2 protein-coding genes are annotated in these 4,059 nt (G+C 63.2%); both read left to right on the top strand.

What is annotated here, in order from left to right; translation table 11 throughout:
* Window positions 1-154 precede the first annotated feature (154 nt).
* Window positions 155-1,609, top strand: a complete 1,455-nt coding sequence (xdhA, locus tag ACE04F_RS13835; protein WP_486107510.1) for a xanthine dehydrogenase small subunit — start codon at window positions 155-157, stop codon at window positions 1,607-1,609.
* The gene (gene xdhB / locus ACE04F_RS13830; RefSeq protein ID WP_486107508.1) at window positions 1,602-4,001 is read left to right on the top strand and encodes a xanthine dehydrogenase molybdopterin binding subunit; all 2,400 of its coding nucleotides are present in this window, start codon (window positions 1,602-1,604) and stop codon (window positions 3,999-4,001) included. Before xdhA ends, xdhB begins: the two co-directional genes overlap by 8 nt.
* Window positions 4,002-4,059 lie beyond the last annotated feature (58 nt).

The following is a 4,059-nucleotide window of genomic DNA, read 5'->3' as shown; positions in this document are numbered from 1 at the left end:
CCCCCCGCTCCCACAGAGGGACCATACTGAATACGTTGAGTATCGACAAAACAGCTTTTCTTGACCTTTAAGTCAGAAAAACGTTGACCGAAAAGTCAGAACTGCTAAATTCAGCCCACGTCGATACAACAATAATGAATCTGCGAGGCCTTCCGTGATCCAGTTTTTACTCAACCAGGAACTCCGTAGCGAGCACGCCCTGGACCCGAACCTGACCGTGCTCAACTATTTGCGCGAGCATGTCGGCAAACCCGGCACCAAGGAAGGCTGCGCCAGCGGCGACTGTGGTGCATGCACCGTGGTGGTGGGCGAACTGGAAACGGACGCGAACGGTCGCGAGCGCATCCGCTACCGCAGCCTCAATTCGTGCCTGACCTTCGTCTCGTCGCTGCACGGCAAGCAACTGATCAGCGTCGAAGACCTCAAGCACAACGGCCAGCTGCACAGCGTCCAGCAGGCGATGGTCGACTGCCACGGCTCGCAATGCGGTTTCTGCACCCCGGGCTTCGTCATGTCGCTGTTCGCCCTGCAAAAGAACAGCGAACAACCCGACGCCCACAAGGCCCACGAAGCCTTGGCCGGCAACCTGTGCCGCTGCACCGGCTACCGGCCGATCCTGGCGGCGGCCGACCAGGCCTGCTGCGGCAAACAACCGGACCAGTTCGACGCCCGCGAAGCCCAGACCATCGCCCGCCTGAAAGCCATCGCCCCGACCGAAACCGGCGAGCTCAACAGCGGTGACAAGCGTTGCCTGGTGCCGCTGACCGTGGCCGACCTGGCCGACCTCTACGACGCCTATCCGCAGGCGCGGCTACTGGCTGGCGGCACCGATCTGGCCTTGGAGGTCACGCAGTTTCACCGCACCCTGCCAGTGATGATCTACGTGGGCAACGTCGCCGAACTCAAGCGCATCGAGCGTTTTGATGACCGTTTGGAAATCGGTGCCGCCACCGCGCTTTCCGATTGCTACGAGGCCTTGAAAGCCGAATACCCGGACTTCGGCGAACTGCTGCTGCGCTTCGCCTCGCTACAGATCCGCAACCAGGGCACGTTGGGCGGCAACATCGGCAACGCCTCGCCCATCGGCGACTCCCCGCCCCTGCTGATCGCCCTCGGCGCGCAGATTGTGCTGTGCAAGGGCCAGACCCGCCGCACCCTGGCCCTGGAAGACTATTTCATCGACTACCGGGTGACCGCCCGCCAGGAAAGCGAGTTCATCGAAAAGATCATCGTGCCCCGGGCCAGCGCCGAGCAGGCATTCCGCGCTTACAAGGTTTCCAAGCGCCTGGACGATGACATTTCCGCAGTCTGCGCAGCGTTCAACCTGCGCATCGAAAACGGTCTGGTCGAGGACGCGCGTGTCGCCTTCGGTGGCATGGCCGCAACACCCAAGCGTGCCAGGCACTGTGAATCCGCACTGATCGGCGCGCCGTGGAACGACAGCACCCTCGAACGGGCCTGCGCGGCCCTGGCCGAGGATTTCACGCCGCTGTCGGACTTCCGCGCCAGCAAGGAATACCGTCTGCTCAGCGCCCGCAACCTGCTGCGCAAATACTTCATCGAGCTGCAAACGCCGCACATCGAGACTCGGGTGACCGCTTATGTCTAACCATCACGCCGTAGAAAAGACCCAGGCCGAACTGGCCGAGCTGTTCGCCCGTGACCTGACCACGGGCGTGGGCCGCAGCGTCAAGCACGACAGCGCCGCCAAACACGTTTCCGGCGAAGCCCAGTACATCGATGACCGGCTTGAATTCCCCAACCAGTTGCACGTCTATGCTCGGCTGTCGGACCGCGCCCACGCCCGGATCCTGCGTATCGACACCACGCCCTGCTATGCCTTCGAAGGGGTGCGCATCGCTATTACCCATCAGGACATTCCCGGCCTGAAGGACATCGGCCCGCTGCTGCCCGGCGACCCGCTGCTGGCGATCGATGACGTGCAGTTCGTCGGCCAACCGGTACTCGCCGTGGCGGCCAGGGATCTGGAGACCGCACGCCAGGCAGCGATGGCCGCGATTATTGAATATGAAGACCTCGAACCGGTGCTGGATGTGGTCGAGGCGCTGCGCAAGCGGCACTTTGTGCTCGACAGTCACACCCACCAGCGCGGCGATTCGGCGACGGCGCTGGCCACCGCCGAACATCGCATCCAGGGCTCGCTGCACATCGGTGGCCAGGAACACTTCTACCTGGAAACCCAGATATCCTCGGTGATGCCCACCGAAGACGGCGGCATGATCGTCTATTGCTCGACCCAGAACCCCACCGAAGTGCAGAAGCTGGTGGCCGAAGTGTTGGGCGTGTCGATGAACAAGGTCGTGGTGGACATGCGCCGCATGGGCGGTGGCTTTGGCGGCAAGGAAACCCAGGCCGCGAGCCCGGCCTGCCTGTGCGCCGTCATCGCCCACCTCACCGGCCAGCCGACCAAGATGCGCCTGCCCCGGGTGGAGGACATGCTGATGACCGGCAAGCGCCATCCTTTCTATATCGAATACGACGTTGGCTTCGACGACACCGGGCGCCTGCATGGCATCGCCCTGGAACTGGCTGGCAACTGCGGCTGCTCGCCGGACCTGTCGGCCTCGATTGTCGACCGGGCGATGTTCCACGCCGACAATGCCTACTACCTGGGCGACGCGACCATCAACGGCCATCGCTGCAAGACCAACACTGCGTCGAACACCGCTTACCGTGGTTTCGGCGGGCCCCAAGGCATGGTCGCCATCGAAGAGGTGATGGATGCCATCGCCCGGCACCTGGGGCTCGACCCGCTGGCGGTGCGCAAGGCCAACTACTACGGCAAGACCGAGCGCAATGTCACGCACTACTACCAGACCGTCGAGCACAACATGCTCGAGGAAATGACCGCTGAACTGGAAGAAAGCAGCCAGTACGCAGAGCGCCGCGAAGCGATCCGCCGCTACAACGCAGGCAGCCCGATCCTCAAGAAGGGCCTGGCGCTGACGCCGGTCAAGTTCGGCATTTCCTTCACCGCCAGTTTCCTCAACCAGGCCGGGGCCTTGATCCACGTTTACACCGACGGCAGCATCCACCTGAACCACGGCGGCACGGAAATGGGCCAAGGGCTCAATACCAAAGTCGCCCAAGTGGTGGCCGAGGTGTTCCAGGTCGAAATGGACCGCGTGCAGATCACCGCGACCAATACCGACAAGGTGCCGAACACCTCGCCCACCGCCGCGTCCAGCGGCGCTGACCTGAACGGCAAGGCCGCGCAGAATGCCGCCGAAACCATCAAGCAACGCCTGGTGGAATTCGCCGCGCGGCAATACAAGGTCAGCGAAGAAGACGTGGAATTCCACAACGGCCATGTGCGGGTGCGCGATCACATCCTGACCTTCGAGGCGCTGGTGCAACAGGCCTACTTCGCCCAGGTCTCGCTGTCGAGCACCGGGTTCTACAAGACCCCGAAAATCTACTACGACCGCAGCCAGGCCCGTGGTCGGCCGTTTTACTACTACGCCTTCGGCGCGGCGTGTGCCGAGGTGATCGTCGACACCCTCACCGGCGAATACAAGATGCTGCGCACCGACATCCTCCACGACGTTGGCGCCTCGCTGAACCCGGCCATCGACATCGGCCAGGTCGAGGGCGGTTTCATCCAGGGCATGGGCTGGCTGACCATGGAAGAACTGGTGTGGAACGACAAGGGCAAGCTGATGACCAATGGCCCGGCCAGCTACAAGATCCCGGCCGTGGCTGACATGCCGCTGGATCTGCGCGTGAAGCTGGTGGAAAACCGCAAGAACCCCGAAGACACGGTGTTCCATTCCAAGGCCGTGGGCGAGCCGCCGTTCATGCTCGGCATCGCCGCGTGGTGCGCCATCAAGGACGCCGTGGCGAGCCTCGGGGATTATCGGCAGCAACCGAGAATCGACGCGCCGGCGACGCCGGAGCGGGTGTTGTGGGGGTGTGAGCAGATGCGCCAGTCAAAGGCTGTGAAGCCTGCGGCAGCCGAGGCTGAGCTGGCTCCGCTTTAGACCGCGGCGCGGCCTTGGGGGCAGGCTCGCTCCCACAATGGATCGGTGTTCACAAATC

The sequence above is a fragment of the Pseudomonas sp. AGC41 genome, assembly GCF_057334555.1.
This window is presented reverse-complemented; position numbering and strand designations above follow the sequence as displayed.